The sequence below is a fragment of the Zunongwangia endophytica genome (genome assembly GCF_030409505.1).
GTDB lineage: Bacteria > Bacteroidota > Bacteroidia > Flavobacteriales > Flavobacteriaceae > Zunongwangia > Zunongwangia endophytica.
The window spans coordinates 3,418,141-3,434,673 of the sequence record NZ_JAUFPZ010000002.1; the positions used below are offsets into that span (position 1 = coordinate 3,418,141).

At 36.1% G+C, this 16,533-nt stretch carries 16 protein-coding genes; 7 read left to right on the forward strand and 9 right to left on the reverse strand.

What is annotated here, in order from left to right; translation table 11 throughout:
• Positions 1-28: 28 nt before the first annotated feature.
• Positions 29-2,497 (forward strand): ligase-associated DNA damage response DEXH box helicase, encoded by a 2,469-nt coding sequence (locus tag QWY91_RS14960; protein WP_290236307.1) that lies wholly within the window; start codon positions 29-31, stop codon positions 2,495-2,497.
• 282 nt (positions 2,498-2,779) lie between these two features.
• Here QWY91_RS14960 and QWY91_RS14965 read toward each other — a convergent pair whose 3' ends face one another.
• The gene (locus QWY91_RS14965) at positions 2,780-3,283 is read right to left on the reverse strand and encodes a DUF1440 domain-containing protein (protein WP_290236308.1); all 504 of its coding nucleotides are present in this window, start codon (positions 3,281-3,283) and stop codon (positions 2,780-2,782) included.
• A 148-nt stretch (positions 3,284-3,431) separates the two neighbouring features.
• Between QWY91_RS14965 and QWY91_RS14970 the strand changes: the two genes are divergently transcribed.
• A complete protein-coding gene (locus QWY91_RS14970; RefSeq protein WP_290236309.1) occupies positions 3,432-4,217 on the forward strand; it encodes an amidohydrolase in 786 nt (261 codons plus the stop codon).
• Here the strand turns inward: QWY91_RS14970 and QWY91_RS14975 are convergent.
• Together QWY91_RS14975 and QWY91_RS14980 are read right to left on the reverse strand one after the other, a co-directional pair.
• Positions 4,209-5,825, reverse strand: coding sequence for an Ig-like domain-containing domain (locus QWY91_RS14975; RefSeq protein ID WP_290236310.1), 1,617 nt, complete (start codon positions 5,823-5,825; stop codon positions 4,209-4,211). The genes QWY91_RS14970 and QWY91_RS14975 overlap by 9 nt on opposite strands.
• Positions 5,826-5,909: 84 nt before the next feature.
• Positions 5,910-6,590, reverse strand: coding sequence for a ComF family protein (locus QWY91_RS14980; protein ID WP_290236311.1), 681 nt, complete (start codon positions 6,588-6,590; stop codon positions 5,910-5,912).
• Positions 6,591-6,651: 61 nt separating this feature from the next.
• Between QWY91_RS14980 and QWY91_RS14985 the strand changes: the two genes are divergently transcribed.
• Both QWY91_RS14985 and QWY91_RS14990 read left to right on the forward strand, forming a co-directional pair.
• Positions 6,652-7,536, forward strand: a complete 885-nt coding sequence (locus QWY91_RS14985) for a DUF8428 domain-containing protein (protein ID WP_290236312.1) — start codon at positions 6,652-6,654, stop codon at positions 7,534-7,536.
• Positions 7,537-7,598: 62 nt separating this feature from the next.
• Positions 7,599-9,143 (forward strand): glycine--tRNA ligase, encoded by a 1,545-nt coding sequence (locus QWY91_RS14990; RefSeq protein ID WP_290236313.1) that lies wholly within the window; start codon positions 7,599-7,601, stop codon positions 9,141-9,143.
• 72 nt (positions 9,144-9,215) lie between these two features.
• Here QWY91_RS14990 and QWY91_RS14995 read toward each other — a convergent pair whose 3' ends face one another.
• From QWY91_RS14995 to QWY91_RS15010, 4 genes are all read right to left on the reverse strand, one after another.
• Positions 9,216-9,749 (reverse strand): ferritin, encoded by a 534-nt coding sequence (locus tag QWY91_RS14995; protein ID WP_290236314.1) that lies wholly within the window; start codon positions 9,747-9,749, stop codon positions 9,216-9,218.
• 78 nt (positions 9,750-9,827) lie between these two features.
• Positions 9,828-10,133, reverse strand: coding sequence for a hypothetical protein (locus tag QWY91_RS15000; RefSeq protein ID WP_290236315.1), 306 nt, complete (start codon positions 10,131-10,133; stop codon positions 9,828-9,830).
• Positions 10,134-10,174: 41 nt separating this feature from the next.
• A complete protein-coding gene (locus QWY91_RS15005) occupies positions 10,175-10,645 on the reverse strand; it encodes an Lrp/AsnC ligand binding domain-containing protein (RefSeq protein ID WP_290236316.1) in 471 nt (156 codons plus the stop codon).
• A gap of 45 nt (positions 10,646-10,690) precedes the next feature.
• Entirely contained in the window at positions 10,691-12,064 is a 1,374-nt protein-coding gene (locus QWY91_RS15010; protein ID WP_290236317.1) for a saccharopine dehydrogenase family protein, read from the reverse strand.
• A gap of 45 nt (positions 12,065-12,109) precedes the next feature.
• Here QWY91_RS15010 and QWY91_RS15015 point away from each other — a divergent pair, with 45 nt between their 5' ends.
• Positions 12,110-12,490, forward strand: coding sequence for a DUF423 domain-containing protein (locus QWY91_RS15015; protein WP_290236318.1), 381 nt, complete (start codon positions 12,110-12,112; stop codon positions 12,488-12,490).
• Between the two features lie 78 nt (positions 12,491-12,568).
• Positions 12,569-14,179, forward strand: a complete 1,611-nt coding sequence (gene pckA / locus QWY91_RS15020; protein ID WP_290236319.1) for a phosphoenolpyruvate carboxykinase (ATP) — start codon at positions 12,569-12,571, stop codon at positions 14,177-14,179.
• A gap of 86 nt (positions 14,180-14,265) precedes the next feature.
• Here the strand turns inward: pckA and QWY91_RS15025 are convergent, their stop codons facing one another.
• Together QWY91_RS15025 and QWY91_RS15030 are read right to left on the reverse strand one after the other, a co-directional pair.
• Positions 14,266-15,012, reverse strand: a complete 747-nt coding sequence (locus QWY91_RS15025) for a uroporphyrinogen-III synthase (protein WP_290236320.1) — start codon at positions 15,010-15,012, stop codon at positions 14,266-14,268.
• Positions 15,013-15,035: 23 nt separating this feature from the next.
• Entirely contained in the window at positions 15,036-15,626 is a 591-nt protein-coding gene (locus tag QWY91_RS15030; RefSeq protein ID WP_290237110.1) for a DUF4271 domain-containing protein, read from the reverse strand.
• A gap of 176 nt (positions 15,627-15,802) precedes the next feature.
• Between QWY91_RS15030 and QWY91_RS15035 the strand changes: the two genes are divergently transcribed.
• The gene (locus QWY91_RS15035; protein WP_290236321.1) at positions 15,803-16,531 is read left to right on the forward strand and encodes a polyprenol monophosphomannose synthase; all 729 of its coding nucleotides are present in this window, start codon (positions 15,803-15,805) and stop codon (positions 16,529-16,531) included.
• Positions 16,532-16,533 lie beyond the last annotated feature (2 nt).

Genomic DNA, 16,533 nt, shown 5'->3' on the forward strand with positions numbered 1-16,533 from the left:
GATAATATCAGAATATATTTTAGAGTTAATGACAAGACCGGAACTTTTGAAAATTGCTGAAAATTGGTTTACCGATCAAGATTGGAAACCATTCAAATTTCAGAAGGATACCTGGAAAGCTTATCTTCAAAAGAAAAACGGACTTTTAAATGCACCTACCGGAAGTGGGAAAACCTACGCGTTGTGGGTGCCGATTGTTTTGAGCTACATTAAAAATAATCCAGATTATAAAACCAAACACAAAAAAGGACTAAAAGCCATTTGGGTAACTCCGCTGCGAGCACTTTCCGTAGAAATTGAACAAGCAGCTGAGCGATTTGCAAGTGGCTTAGGGACAAATCTGACGGTCGGAATTAGAACTGGTGATACGCCACAAAAAGAACGGGCAGCTCAAAAGCGCTCGATGCCAGATTTGTTAATTACCACTCCTGAGAGTTTACACCTTTTACTTTCCTCTAAAAATTACGATAAAACATTTAAAAACCTGGAGGCAATTGTTGTTGATGAGTGGCACGAGCTTTTAGGAACCAAACGCGGAGTACAGATAGAGCTGGCTTTGTCGCGATTAAAAACGGTTTCAAAAACACTCCGAATTTGGGGAATTTCAGCAACTATAGGAAATCTTCAGCAAGCCAGAGAGGTATTGCTGGGACCCGAGTCGGAAGCTTTTCAGAATTCAGAATTAATTAGGGCGAATCTTCAAAAGAAAATCAAAGTAAAATCGATTATCCCCGAAATTATGGATAAATTTCCATGGCGCGGGCATATGGGATTGCATTTGATAGATGAGGTGGTGCCGATTATTAAAAATTCTAGAACAACACTGCTTTTTACCAATACCAGATCGCAATGCGAGCTGTGGTTTCAGAAACTTATAGGTAAGTATCCTGAGTTTGCGGGAGAGTTGGCGATGCATCATGGAAGCATCAATAAAGAAACGCGACTTTGGGTAGAGCAGGCGATAAGAAACGAAAGTCTAAAAGCGGTGGTTTGTACTTCGAGTTTAGATTTGGGCGTAGATTTTGCGCCGGTAGAAACCATTATCCAGATTGGTGGTCCAAAAGGGGTGGCGCGATTTTTACAGCGTGCCGGGCGTAGTGGTCACCAGCCGGGGAAGGAAAGTGTGATTTATTTTCTGCCAACCCACGCGATCGAATTGATTGAAGCTTCGGCCTTGCAAAAAGCGGTAGAGAAAAAAGCAGTAGAAGATCGGATTCCGTATTTACTAAGTTTCGATGTTTTGGTGCAGTATTTAACGACTTTGGCGGTTTCTAACGGATTTTTTCCGAAAGATATTTATCCTGAAATTAAATCGACTTTTTGTTTTCAGGCAATTACCGAAGAGGATTGGCGATGGATTCTCAATTTTATCACAAAAGGAAGTCAGAGCCTGCAGGCCTACGATGAATATAAAAAAGTAGAGATTGAAGAAGATGGTCTGTTCAAAATCGAAAATCGAGGAGTAGCCATGCGGCATCGTTTACAAATCGGGACGATTGTAAGTGATGCGATGTTGAGTGTGAAATACATGAAAGGCGGCTACATTGGGACGATGGAAGAGTGGTTTATCTCTAAACTAAACCCCGGCGATGTATTTACGTTTGCCGGCCGAAACTTGGAGCTGGTTCGGATTAAAAATATGCAGGTCTTAGTTAAAAAATCGAAGAAAAAAACTGCAAAAGTGCCGAGCTGGATGGGTGGACGAATGACTTTTTCTGCACAAATGAGTGAACTGCTTCGTGAAGAAATGTATTTAGCTTCTGAATATGATCCGGCTACCGGAAATTCAGAAGAACTTTCAGCGTTAACAGGTATTTTTGATCGCCAAAAAAAGGAATCTATAATTCCGAAAAGCAATGAATTTTTAATTGAAACTTTTAAAGATCGTGAAGGTTATCATGCAATTTTTTATCCGTTCGAAGGACGATTTGTTCATGAAGCTCTAGGGAGTTTACTGGCGTACCGAATTAGTTTGTTGTCGCCTATTTCATTTTCTATCGCTTTTAACGATTATGGTTTTGAATTGCTGAGTGATCAAGAAATTGATATGCAACAGGTGTTGGATAATAATCTTTTTTCTGCGGAATATTTAATGGACGATCTCTATAAAAGTTTAAATGCCACTGAAATGGCACGCCGAAAATTTCGGGATATCGCGGTAATTGCCGGACTTGTTTTTACGGGGTATCCCAATAAGGTTGTAAAGAGCAAGCATCTGCAATCTAGCTCGCAATTATTATTCAGTGTTTTTAAAGATTATGAAGATGATAATTTATTGTACTTGCAATCTTTTCGAGAAACCTTCGAGCATCAATTAGAAGAAGGTCGATTGCGACAGGCTTTAGAGCGAATTGATCACCAAAAAATGGTATGGAAAAATTGTGAAAAAGCAACACCGTTTTCATTTCCAATTATTACCGATCGACTACGAGAAAAATTATCTTCAGAAAAATTAGAAGATCGAATTCGGCGAATGATGAAAAGTTTGGAAGGATAGTTAGTAGTTAGAAATTAGATGATTTTCAAATTTGAAAATGTGCTGATTTGATGATGATTTTTGGAAAATTTTGAATACTAAATTTTATATTCTAAATAAATGGGCTGGATAATATCTAAGGCTGAATTTTAGATCTTTTCGCTTATAGAATAAAGATTCATGATTCAATAAGAGAAATTGCAAAATAGATCATGCAATTATTATGAATGATGAAATTTAAATTTTGAATAAAAATGCTGGTTACTAGCTATCAACTGTAAACCGTAAGCTGTAAAATTTTGCTTACTTCTTCAATGTTTGATTGACCTTATTTCTAACCAATTCTGTAGTAATTCCGAATAATAAATGCGCTATAAATTCATTGGCTTGCATTTTCATAGGAACATCTGTTGGTTTGTCTTTAAGTCCCATAAGTGGCAAGGAAGTCTGGTGTGTAGAAATCCATGTTGAGGTTCCCATGATAATTCCTTCAGCAATATTTAATCCTTCTTTGTTTTTCTTTCCGTAGCCGTAAGCAGCTCCCACACTAACACCTACCGGGAAGTTAACAAGTTGCTCTGCAAGTTCTTCATTTTGAACGCTAATTGGAGTTCCGGTAATCTTCGTAGAAAGATCATCTATAATTTTTAATTGAGCGCTTCGATTTTCAGCTTTTCTAACTGGTAAAAAATACTCCACCAAACTTTTAACCGCGCCTCCTGCAAGTCCGCCAATAGCTCCTGCTACGACACTTCTGGTTGTCGTATTATTTATTGTTTTGTTATTTTTAATTGTATCTAGAAACATAAAAATCGATTTTGTTGCTCACCGGGTGAGATTAATTATCATCTCTAAGAAAGAGATTGCGACACTAAAGCTATCTAATAAGCGGCGCTTCTGCAATGATTTAACAATCATTTGACAGCAGCTTCTAAAAAAGCCTTATTTTTAGGATATGAGTACAAAGGAAAATTTAAATGTAGCGATACTTCAGGCGAATCTCGAATGGGAAGATGCTTCCGCTAATCGAAGTCTTTTCAGTAAAAAGATGGAAGCTTTAAGTGATTCTGTAGCGCTTATTGTTTTGCCAGAAATGTTCACCACAGGTTTTAGTATGAATGCTGAAAATCTTGCTGAAGAAGATGATGGGGAAACTTTTCTTTGGATGAAAGAACAGGCTAAGATCAAAGATTCGGCAGTTACCGGAAGTGTTATAATTACTGAAAATGGGAATTATTATAACCGCTTGTATTTTGTATTTCCTGACGGTTCTTACCAGAAGTACGATAAGCGGCATACATTTACCTTAGCTAAAGAAGACCAAACATATTCTGCAGGAACCGATCGTTTAATTGTGGAATATAAAGGTTGGAAAATTTGTCCGCTTATTTGTTATGATCTTCGATTCCCGGTTTGGTCAAGAAATACTGAAGAGTACGATCTGTTAATTTACGTAGCCAATTGGCCGAAAAAGCGAGTTGCTGCCTGGGACGCTTTGTTAAAGGCAAGAGCTATTGAAAATTTAAGCTTTTGTATTGGTTTAAACCGTGTTGGTGAAGATGGTGACGGACATATTTATAGTGGGCATAGCGCTGTTTACGATTGCCTCGGAAAAATATTAACCGAAGAAAATGCCGAATCGGAATTCTCTAAAGAAATTACTCTCGATAAATCCTACCTTCAGGATACCAGAAAACAGTTCAAATTCTTACAAGATCGAGATCAATTTAAGTTAATCTAAATAGAACGGAGGAATAACTTTATCCCAACTTGCACGAACCGAAAGTGTATCGGGATAGTAACTTATTTTTTCAGGTTTTCGACGTTCTAGCCAGCTACCGGTATCCCAATAGCCGTTTTCGTTTTCGTCGTAGATAATTCTTAGAAAATAATCACCAGGATTTAGATATTCGAAAGTAAACTGGGTGCCTTCAGTTAAAGTTTGCTGTTTTATTAGTTCTCCTTTTAATGAAGTAAGCTCAACAATAATAGGATAGCTGCGTACATTGCGAAGCGACATGATGATGCTTCCGTAGTCAGATAAAGGTTTGGTGGTTAACTTCTGATTTATGGTGTCGTTTTGATCTCCAAATAAATCGGTTAGCGTTCCCGGTAAAGCTTTAAAATAATAGGTGTCTTCAGGTTCTTTCTCGAAATAGATTTCTAATTGATTCTCTAAATATCTAATTTCAGAAGTAAAAGGCACTTCAATAGAATCTTTATTCAGAATGGTAATTAGCGCATCGTTTTTTTCAACTAAAGGTGTATTTGCTTTTAGCAAAAATGGTTGCTTATATTCAATATTTCCTGAAGGCTCTGGACTTACATTTAAAGAATCTCTTTCTAATTGCGCCATTCTTATATAAACGGTGTCGCGCTGGCGCGGTGTTACTACTTCTAAAGAAACACTATCGGTTTCGATAGGATCTCTAAACCAATAGTAAAGCGTATCGGTTTCAGCATCACGGGTAATTCTGGATACCGGTGGTTCTATTGGAGGATAAAGAAAATTGAGTTCCAAATCGTCCAAATTCGGCATTCCCTGATAGCCAATGAGCAATTGTCTTCCTTTAAAAAGCTTAGGTCGTTTAACCTCGAAAGCTAATTCTTCCTGAAAAATGGAAAGCGTATAAACGCTATCGGTAGGTATTGTAATTGGATGTTCTAAAAATCCAATTTTATCTTTTCCCGGGTTAAATTTATAGTTGTCGTTATCATCAAGAATAGCGACCATTTGGTATCTTCCCGCTTTTAGATTTTCTAAATCAAAGTTTACGCTGCTATCTCTGGTGTAGCTCACGTATCTAGGAATATCTTTATAAACTACAGAATCGCTGTAGGTGCTGTCCATTTCGTAAAGAAAAATCGAAACATACTCTGGCGTTTCCTTTAAATACGCATCTTCAATAAACCCTGATACTTCTAGAGAATCAATGTAGTCTCCGGTACTAAATACATATTTGAAGTATGGATGAGGATTCCCTTCATTATTATCTACAATGCTTTTACCAAAGTTGATAGCATAAGTGGTATTTTCTCTTAGCGTGTCACCAATTTCAATTATTACATCTTTTCTAGCCTGTCCTAGCGGAAGAATATTAGGTTTAGGATCCATTGGCGGCGAAATAATGATCTGTTGCTGCGGGTTTTCAAGTTTTATATACTCATTAAATAAGATTCTAATTTCTTCAGCATCAAAATTAGTGGTGTAGTTCTCGGGATTTGCTCTTATAAAACGTGGTGGTTCTTCATCTATAGGACCACCCTCTGGCATTCCTTTTTTTGCACATCGGACTACAGATGTGATTATAATTATAAAAAGAATAAAGTTGATAAGCTTCCTATTCATCTTCAAAAGAGCTATAATTTCTTCAAAAATTAGATTAAAAATCTTCCCGCAAAGAAACGATTATTTTAAATTTAAACGTAACAATCATATGGTAATTGCCATGGTAGCGATACTGATCTTTATTTTTTCTGAATAACGTAAACAATTAATGCAGGCTTCTAGAGTGGCTCCGGTGGTTAGAATATCATCTACTAAAAGAATGTGTTTTCCTGAAATTTCTGAAGGCTTTTTAAGCTGAAAAGACTCTTCCATAAGATTCCATCTTGATATTCGGTTTTTTAGCGCCTGTTTTTTAGAAGAGCTTGTTTTTAGTAAAAGATCATCACGATAAACTGCATCCAGACTTTTTGCAATTTCTTTCCCGAAACCTTCTACCTGATTGTAACCACGCTCTTTTAAACGTTTTTTATGTAACGGAACTGGTACTACCAGGTCAATTTGCCTAAATCTTGTCGTGTTTTTAAGAATTTCGCCTGTCCATCTTCCTAAAAAATAGCTTATTTCAAATTGTCTCTTATATTTGAGGTTGTGAAGTAAGGTTTGTACCATGCTTTTTTTGCGAAAAAGTAGCAGCGAATAGGCCGCATTAACTTCAGCTCTTCCATAAAATACTTTATCGGCCTGGTTAACGTTATTAGGTTGGTAATTTGATAGCGGAAGTTGATGTAAACAAGAGGTGCAAATTACATCTTCATGATTTAATAAAGGACTGTCACAGCAATTGCAGGTGATTGGATAGAACAGGTTTATGAAATCGTGAAACATTTGTTAAGCGGTTGTGGCGGAAAGCCTTAATCCTCTAAATTTATAAAATATTAAAAACTTTATGATGACTGAAAAGAAGAATAATACTGCATTGAAGATTCTTATTGGTGTTTTAGCGGTTGCCTTAGTGGCTCTTACTATTTATACCGTAAGATTCTATAATGAAGAAAAAGAGAACAAGGTGATTCTTCAGAAGGAAAAAGCGGCGATAGAGAACGAGCTGAACGAACTTATTGTTAAGTATGACGAAGCTATCGATGAGAATGAAATCATGGATCAAAACCTTGTAAATGCCAGAGAGCGGATTAATCGTTTGTTAGATTCAGTAAAAGATTACGATGCCAATTTGGTGTTGATCACGCGATACCGAAGAGAGATAAGTAATCTTAAGGCTGAAAAAGATAGATTGTTTAGAGTAGTGGATAGTTTAAGTGCGCAAAATCAGCGTATGGCCATGACAATCGATAGTACACAAACTGAACTTTCACAAAAAACAAGACTTTCTGATTCGCTTCAAACTACAAATCAGAGTTTGGCGAATAAAGTTGATAGAGCTTCGCAATTAAAAATCACAAGTTTGCGTGGGGAAGGTGTAATTGTTAGAAATAGCGGTAAAGTTGTAGAAAACGATCGTACAAGAAGAATCGATCAAATAAGAACATGTTTTACTATTACCGCTAACGAGCTTACTGAAGCCGGAGAAAAAAATCTTTATGTGCAGGTCTACAATCCTGAAAATGATCTGGTAGGAGACAAAATTCCGGTTGCGCATGATGGCGGAGTAATGGTTTACAGTGCTAAAAGCAGTGTTTATTACGAGAATGAGGAGCTGGACGTATGTATTCTAGCAAATACTGTTGAAGAAAAACTGCTAGAAGGAAATTATAAAGTGTATGTTTACAACGATGCAGCACTAATTGGGACAGCTTCTTTTGGCTTAAGATAAGAAACTCAAAATTTTAGAGACCGCCATGAGTTATATCATGGCGGTTTTTTTATTTTTGCTGTATGGCAAAACAAGATGATACATTCAAAAATGTGATATCCCATGCTAAAGAGTATGGGTATATTTTTGCGTCTAGTGAAATATACGACGGATTAAGCGCTGTTTATGATTACGGTCAAAATGGTGCTGAACTAAAGAAGAATATAAAAGAATATTGGTGGAAAAGTATGGTGCAGCTGCATCAAAATATTGTAGGCATAGATGCCGCAATATTGATGCACCCAACAACCTGGAAAGCTTCTGGGCACGTTGATGCATTTAATGATCCATTAATTGATAATAAAGATTCTAAGAAGCGATATCGCGCCGATGTTTTGGTGGAAGATTACGCTGAAAAAATCAATCAAAAAGCACAAAAAGAAATCGCTAAAGCTAAAAAGCGATTTGGCGATACTTTTGATGAAGCACAGTTTGTAGCCACCAATCCAAGGGTGCAACGATACAAAGCTGAAGAAAAAGAAATTTTGGAGCGTTTGGCAAAATCTTTAACGGAAGAAAATCTGGCAGATGTAAAAGCTTTGATTGAAGAGTTGGGAATAGCCTGCCCAGAAAGTGGTTCTAAAAACTGGACCGATGTTAAGCAATTCAACTTAATGTTTGGGACTAAGCTTGGAGCTTCAGCAGATAGTGCAACCGATCTTTATCTAAGGCCAGAAACTGCACAGGGAATATTTGTGAACTTTGCGAACGTTCAGAAAACCGGAAGAATGAAAATTCCTTTCGGGATTGCACAAATAGGGAAAGCATTTAGAAATGAAATTGTTGCGAGACAGTTTATTTTCCGCCAACGTGAGTTTGAGCAAATGGAGATGCAATTTTTTGTACGTCCTGGAGAAGAACTTAGTTGGTTCGAAAAATGGAAAGAAACGCGTCAAAAATGGCACGCTTCTTTAGGACTTGGAGATGAAAAATATCGTTTCCACGATCACGAAAAGTTAGCACATTACGCCAATGCAGCTACCGATATTGAATTTGATTTTCCTTTCGGATTTAAAGAATTAGAAGGAATTCATTCAAGAACCGATTTCGATCTTAAAGCGCACGAAGAACATTCAGGTAAAAAATTACGTTTTTATGACCCTGAAATGGGAGAAAATTATACACCGTATGTTATTGAGACCTCCATTGGTTTAGATCGTATGTTCTTAGCCGTGTTCTCCTCTTCTTTAGAAGAAGAAGATTTAGGTGATAGAAAATCAAGAACAGTTCTTAAATTACCAGCAGTTTTAGCGCCTACTAAAGCAGCTATTTTGCCGTTGGTTAAAAAGGATGGTTTACCAGAATTAGCACAAGAGATTGTAGAAGAGCTTAAGTGGGACTTTAGAGTTCAGTACGACGAAAAAGATGCTGTGGGTAGACGTTATCGTCGCCAGGATGCAGCAGGAACACCACTTTGTATTACGGTGGATCACGATTCTTTGGAAGACAAATCGGTTACTGTACGTTATCGCGATACAATGGAACAAAAAAGAGTGCCAATAACTGAATTAGCTTCGATTATCGATAAAGAAGTAAATTTCAAATATTGGTTGAAAAATGCGAAGTAAGTAACGCATTACTATAAAATAAAAAAAGACGGTTTTTAGACCGTCTTTTTTTATGCATTATGTTCTCTGAAATTATTCAGGATTAGATTCTTCTCTAATTTCTTTGATTCTTTCGTCTAAGAATCGAAGTCCAACATTTTCAGTATTAATAAGGTCGAACAATTCTAACGCTCTACGCATCGTTTGTTCTTCTTCCATCTGCTCATTCACGTACCACTGTAAAAAGTTTTCAGTAGTAAGATCACGTTTATTTCTACATTCGTAGATAATATTGTGAATGCTCTTTGTAATGGCTATTTCTTGATCTAACGCGGTTTCGAAAATTTCTTCTAAAGAAGTAAAATCGTGATTAATATTTGTTACTTCGGGAGAATATGCTGTTCCACCATTATCATTTATAAAGTGGAATATTTTCATCATATGGTCACGTTCTTCTTTAGATTGCTCGTAGAAGAATTCAGCACTATATACTAGTCCATTGTGATCGCACCAAGAGGCCATTGCAAGATAAGCTGCGGAAGACTGCGCTTCCTGTTTGATCTGTTTATTTAATAGATCTAAAACATCTACATTAATTAGTAGATTTTGTCTTACAAGGTCTTTCATAGGTTTTATTTTTATGTAAAATTACCTAAAAAAGAAGTAATTAGCTAATGGGAGAGTTAATTTAGAAGTAGTCTAATATCAAGCAAGAACCGAGTTGATTTCCATCATAGCGAAAGTTCCGCCTATTAATTCTCTTAGATCAAGGATCTCGTGTGTATTGAAAACAAAAAGATGTTCTCTATTACAAAGGCTTAAGACTTCTAGCCCATGCGGATTGATTCCGTTTAAATGATTCTCGATTTGAATAGAATTCAATTTGTGTCGAAAAGCCAATAATTGGCAGAACGAAAATTTCACCGTCTTATGCCCAAAGTCGATATAGAACTTTCGGTTATGGTCACACTGGCTAGCGACAAAGAATTTGGATGTATAAATCGCATTCATCTGTGGCCAAAATTAATTTTAATTTAGAATAAATCCAAATATCAAATCTTAATTTGTCGACTTATTTGTTGATTTAACGAAATAAAGGTTTCTGTACGCGAAACACCTTCGATGCCCTGGATGTTTTTATTCAATACTTTCATTAGGTGTTCGTTGTCCTTACAAAGTACTTTTATGAATATAGACCAATTACCAGTGGTATAGTGACATTCGATAACTTCTGGTATTTCTCTCAGCTTATTCACGGCAAGTGGATTGCTAACGGCCTTATCTAAGTAAACACCAACATAAGCCATCGTTTTGTAGCCTAGTAACTTTGGATCTATAATTAGTCTGGAGCCTTCAATTAGTCCAGATTTTTCTAATTTTCTAAGTCTTTGGTGCACTGCGGCTCCTGTAATCCCGATGTTTTTTGCAATTTCTAAAATTGGTCGTTTGGCATCTTCCATTAAGAAATTAAGGATGGTTTTGTCGATACCATCGATAACGACATTTTGGTCTATAATCTTCATTTGGTTGTGGTTATAAAGCTAAAATAGGAAAAAAGATTTCATTTCCTAATTGCTTACACCACCTATTGCGTTATAGCCTAAGTAGTTCGTTTGCTTTTCTTTAAAAATGATACCGTTTTGTTGAAGTTCTTTTAAAATGGGCTTGTAAACTTCCCTCGAAATTGGCAAATGCACACCTGGAGTGGTAATTTCTTTTTTTAGAATTTTTATTGTCGCGATGCCAACAGTTAATCCTACGGTTTTAGCCATTGCGGTTTCTGTTTGATTTTTGCCAATGCATACCATAGTGGCGTCAATCTGTTTTTTATCGCCATCAAGTTCATATCCAAACTTATGATACATTACGAGCATATCTTTATCTTCTGAAGATAATTTCCATTGTTCTTCAAGAATTTTCTGAAGTGCCTGCGCCGGTGTTGCATCTTTTATTCCAATAGTCTTTTTAGGGTTAAAGAGATCTAAGTCTAGTAACTTTTCCCATATAATATCGTCTTGATCGATCTTAAGATTGTGTCGCAATTTTAGCTCAACCGAATCTGTTGGGGAATAGGGAAGGAAAGAATTTACAAACTCTCTATAAGTCATGTTTTCTGAGTTTTGCATTTTGAAACTATCATCCGTCATCCCCAGTTGTACAAACATGTTCCAGGCTCGGCTAAAACCTACCCGGCGTATCGTGCCGCGGTAAAGTGTTAGGACATCGTCGAGTCCGTAAGCTTCGCGATAATCTAAAGAATTGCGATTGGCGTAAGCTTCAAATCTGCCATAATTTTCAATGTCTAAAAACTCTGTTCTTCTAAACAACCGGTGATAAGGAATGTATTTGTATTTGCCTTCCTGAATAAATTCAGCAACACCACCTTGCCCGGCAACCACTACGTTTCTAGGATTCCATGTGAATTTATAATTCCATAAATTGGTATCACTTTCAGGAGCTATAAGTCCGCCACAAAAAGATTCAAACATAATCATTTTCCCTCCATCATCTCTAATTCTGTCAATCACCTGCATGGCACTCATGTGATCTATTCCGGGATCAACGCCAACTTCATTCATAAATATAAGTCCGGCCTTTTTCACTTCAGCATTTAGAGCTTTCATCTCTGCACTTATGTAAGAGGCAGTAACCAGATTCTTTTTCAATTTAAGACATGCTTTGGCGATTTTTATATGAAATCTTGCCGGTAGCATGGAAATTACAATAGCTGCCGAAGCGATATGTTTTTCGAGCGCTTCAGGCTTAAAAATATCGAATTGAACTGCGCTGCAGTTTTGGTGATTTTGAATGGCTTTTTCTGCAGCAGCTAATTCCTTATCAGCAACAATAATTTTGAAGTTTTCTTCTAAAGATTTTTCAGAAAGATAGCGAATAAGGACGGCGGTAGATTTTCCTGCACCAATTAAAAGGATTTGTTTCATAATTGATTTAGTTTTGTGTAGCGATTAACTAAGGTATTAAAACTTATGACACGTAGATTTTTAATTACGGGAGGAATATTTGGCATGCTAGCAGTTATTTTTGGTGCTTTTGGAGCGCATGGATTAAAGAGTGTGCTAGATGCAGAAACCTTAAATTCGTTTGAGACCGGTGTAAAATATCAAATGTATCATGCGCTTTTGTTTATTGCTTTAGCCAATTTTGGAAAAATTCAGACTACTATTTTATATTGGTTCTTCTGTATAGGTGTTATATTTTTTAGCGGATCTATTTATTTACTGAGCCTGGATCAGTTAGCTGGATTAGATCTTAGTAGCATCGCATTGGTGACTCCGCTTGGAGGAGCTTTTTTAATTGTTGGTTGGACACTTCTTATATTTAAAGCGTTTAGGTTAAATTATCAATAATTTATTCTTTAAAATTAGTTATTTTATTGAAGATTTCTAAATTTGTCTGTAGTTACGAACTACATAAACAGATGAATTATGGATTCTAAAGGCATAGTTTCGAAAACGATTGCGTTGAGTAAGTACGGAATTGAAAATGGCAACGTAAATTATCAATTATCACCTAAAAAACTTCAAAAAATAACTATTGAAAAAGGCCAAGGTGAAGAAACGAAGAATGGTGTACTCGCTATAAAAACCGGTAAGTTTACCGGAAGATCTCCCAAAGATCGATTTATCGTTGAAGATGAAGTTACTAAAGATCAGGTATGGTGGGGAGATATTAATATTCCGTTCTCAGCGTCCAAATTCGATAAATTATATAATAAAGTTACGAAGTACCTTTCGGCTAAGGAGCTTTATGTTAGAGATGCTTATGCATGTGCCGATCCACAATATCGTCTAAATATTAGAGTTATTAACGAATATCCATGGTCTAATATGTTTGCCTACAACATGTTCTTAAGACCTTCGGAAGAAGACTTAGAAAAATTCGAAGAAGATTGGGTTGTTATAAATGCTCCCGGTTTTAAAGCAAATCCTGAAGTTGACGGAACGCGACAGGAGAATTTCGCAATATTAAACTTCAATAAAAAGATTGCTTTAATTGGTGGCACTGGTTATACGGGAGAAATTAAAAAAGGAATTTTTTCAGCATTAAATTTAATTCTGCCTGTTTACAAAAACACATTGCCAATGCATTGCTCGGCAAATGTAGGAGAGCAAGAAGATACTGCCATATTTTTTGGATTATCGGGTACAGGAAAAACCACACTTTCTGCCGATCCTAAACGAAAATTAATTGGGGACGATGAGCATGGCTGGTCGCCGGAAGATAAGATCTTTAATTTTGAAGGTGGTTGCTATGCAAAGGTTATTAATTTATCCAAGGAGAATGAACCCGATATTTTCCAGGCTATTAAACCTGGTGCAATTTTAGAGAATATTGTTTTTAAGGATGGGGAGGTTGATTATTCTGATACCAGTATTACGCAAAATACCAGAGTAAGCTATCCAATTGATCATATTCAAAATATTCAGAAACCATCTGTAGGCGAAAATCCTAAGAATATTTTCTTTTTAACTGCCGATGCCTTCGGAGTACTGCCTCCATTAAGTAAGCTGAATCCCGGGCAGGCTGCCTATCATTTTATAAGTGGCTATACCGCAAAAGTGGCAGGAACAGAGGAAGGTATTAATGAACCGAAACCAAGTTTTTCAGCATGTTTTGGAGCTCCTTTTATGCCGTTACACCCTACAAAGTATGCCGAAATGCTAAGTGCGAAAATGAAAAAAGCCAATGTGAATGTATGGTTAGTAAATACAGGCTGGACAGGTGGACCCTACGGGATAGGCGAACGGATGAAATTAAAATACACCAGAGCTATGATCGATGCTGCCTTAGCGGGAGTTTTCGAAAATATTAATTTTGAAAAAGAGGAATCTTTCGGTCTGGAAATTCCTAAAGAATGTCCAAACGTGCCATCAGAAGTTTTAAAGCCCAGAAATACCTGGAGTGATAAAGAAGCTTACGACGAAAAAGCGGAACATTTAGCTAATAGTTTTGTGAAAAATTTCGAAAAATTTGAGAAATATGCTAATCCTGAGATTTTAGCGGGAGGTCCTGTTAATTACGAATATAACTCTTAGTCTTTTTAATTAGTTGCTTTCTTCAACAAAAAATCCGGTGTTTGATTGACAAAGCACCGGATTTTGATTTTTATAGAAGTAAAAATTTATTTCTTATTAACTTCTGCAATGTATTTGTTAAGAGCCATCGTCATAGAAGGAGTCTCTGATGTTGGCGCTTTTATGTCTACTGTTAATCCGTGATCTTTCGCTGCTTTAATCGTAGTGTTACCAAAAACAGCAATTCGGGTATTGTTTTGTTTAAAATCCGGGAAGTTTTCAAATAAAGATTTGATTCCGCTAGGACTAAAAAATACTAGAATATCGTAAGTTACTTCGCTAAGATGAGTAAGATCACTTACTACCGTTTTATAAAAAACTGCTTGTTTCCATTGCACGCCTAACTTATCTAAAGTTTTAGGAATTACAGGTTTAAGCATGTCTGAAGATGGTAGCAAAAATTTCTCGTTCTTATATTTTTTTATAAGAGGAGATAATTCTTCAAAAGTACGTTTACCAACGTAAATTTTTCGTTTTCTGTAAACTACGTATTTCTGTAGGTAATAGGCGACTGCTTCACTAAGACAAAAATACTTTAGAGAATCTGGCACTTTAAACCTCATCTCTTCAGCAACTCTAAAAAAGTGATCCACAGCATTTCTACTGGTAAGTATTATGGCAGTATGCTTAGAAAGATCTACTTTTTGTTGTCTAACTTCCTTAGAAGAAACACCTTCTACATGTATAAATGGGATGAAATCAACTTTAACCTTTAGCTTTTCCTCCAGTTCAAAATATGGAGAGTTTTCTATTTTAGGTTCTGGCTGAGAAACCAAAATTGTTTTCACTTTCATATATCAATTCTTTATCAGATCGTTTAATAAACTACAATCAGTTTATATAAAATATAATAAGGGGCAATTTCGAGAGCGCAAAGGTACAAAATAAAATAAAACCAGTTGCCTGTTATTAACTTTTGATGTTGTTTAAAGATGTTAAATATACCTGTTAAATTTGCTAGAAGTATAAAGCCACCTATCCCATAAACCCATAAATCAGTAATATTTATGGTGTAAATTAATAAAAGCGTCATCGGGAAAATTAGTAATGCGATGTAGTTCCGATAGCTTAATTTCTGAAATAGATAGAGGTCTATCGCCTGATCCATATCAAAAATATTAGAAAGAATTTTCTCAACTCCGAATTTAAGAAGTATGAAACATACATAAGCAGTAAGAATCCTAATGTAAATGAATATATAATTCTCTGCAGGAGGACTATTGTAAAACTTATAAAACCAGAAAATAAGAACCGAGACTGAGAGCGCATTCACGCTGAATAGCAAAATGTTAAATCCATGAAAAGGATTGTTCTCTTTTCCTCTAAACAGCATAAATTTGTTGGAAGTGAGTATGGAAAGGAATTCGTTAAAACGATTCGTGTAAAGGTTCCTAACGATTACAATCATTATAAAGCAGATCAAAAATATGATGGTAATCCAATCTAAAGGTTCGGTATAACGTTCTATGGTCTGCACACTATTTTTTTTGCAAATTTAAAGTAATGCGAGAAAAACTAAGCTTAAAAACAAAAGAAAGCAAAAGCATGGTTTAAAATCCCTACATTTGTGCAAAATTTGATAGAATGGTTCATGGGCTAATTATAATACCCACGTACAATGAAATTGAAAATATTGAGCGGCTGGTAAGAAATATTTTTTCCCAACAGCGCAAATTTCATATTTTGGTGGTGGATGATAGTTCACCCGATGGTACCGCAACCAGAGTAAGAACGTTACAGGCAGAGTATCCTGATTCACTTTTTCTTGAAGAGCGAAAAGAAAAAACGGGCTTAGGTACTGCTTATATACATGGTTTTAAGTGGGCCTTAAAAAGGGAATATGATTACGTTTTTGAAATGGATGCCGATTTTTCCCATAATCCCAACGATCTTATACGTTTATATAATTCTTGTAAAAGAGAAGATGCAGATGTGGCAATAGGATCCAGATATGTAACCGGGGTTAATGTGATTAATTGGCCTATGAATAGGGTCTTAATGTCTTGGCTCGCTTCTAAATATGTTCGGTTAATTACTGGTATGGACATTCATGATACCACGGCGGGATATGTTTGTTATAAGCGAGATGTTTTAGAGCAGATCAAGTTGGATAAAATACAATTTGTGGGCTATGCATTTCAAATAGAGATGAAATTTAAATCTCATCTATTGGGATATAAGATTACTGAAGTTCCAGTTATTTTTACCGATAGAACCAGAGGAACCTCCAAAATGAGCGGCTCAATTATTTATGAAGCTGTCTTTGGAGTAATAAAAATGAAAGTAAAAAGTCTGTTTAACAGAAGAAGATAGTG